This is a genomic window from Nisaea sp. (assembly GCF_017640745.1).
In the GTDB taxonomy this organism is placed as follows: domain Bacteria; phylum Pseudomonadota; class Alphaproteobacteria; order Thalassobaculales; family Thalassobaculaceae; genus Nisaea.
Window position 1 is genome coordinate 1 of the sequence record NZ_JAEPQA010000067.1, and the last position, 735, is coordinate 735.

Annotated in this window: 1 pseudogene; it reads right to left on the reverse strand. The window is 65.7% G+C overall.

Features of this window, described 5'->3' with window-relative positions:
• Positions 1-735 (reverse strand): annotated as a pseudogene (locus tag JJ959_RS21250) (DNA-directed RNA polymerase subunit beta); the annotation flags it as partial.

Below are 735 nucleotides of genomic sequence, written 5' to 3' on the forward strand. Positions count from 1 at the left end.
CCAGGGCATGAAGGCGACGAGGACATTCCGGCCCAGGGCCAGTTCGCCGAGATCGGTGGACGGGCCGTCGGCGATAATATCGCCGCGCTCCACCCGGTCACCGACCTTCACCAGCGGGCGCTGGTTGATGCAGGTGTTCTGGTTCGAGCGCTGGAACTTCAGCAGACTGTAGATGTCGACGCCGGCGGACGCCGCATCGGCATCCTCCTCAGTGGAGCGGATGACGATACGGGTACCGTCGATCTGGTCCACGATGCCGCCGCGCTTGGCGACGATGGCGACACCGCTGTCGCGGGCAACGCGGCTCTCCATGCCGGTGCCGACCATCGGCGCCTCGGCCTGGATCAGTGGCACCGCCTGGCGCTGCATGTTCGAGCCCATAAGGGCGCGGTTGGCGTCATCGTTCTCCAGGAACGGGATCAGCGCCGCCGCGACCGAGACAAGCTGCTTCGGCGACACGTCGGCGAGGTCGATGTCCTGCGGCCGCGCCACACCGGCACCGTCCGACCGCCGTACCGAAATCAGGTCGGCCGTGAACCGGCCTTCCTCATCCACCTCGGCATTGGCCTGGGCAATCGTATATTTGCCCTCTTCCATCGCCGACATGTAGACGACCTCGTCCGTGACCCGGCCCTCGACCACCTTCCGGTACGGCGTCTCAATGAAGCCGTACTGGTTGACCTGGGCGAAGGTCGCCAGCGAGTTGATGAGGCCGATATTCGGACCTTCCGGGGT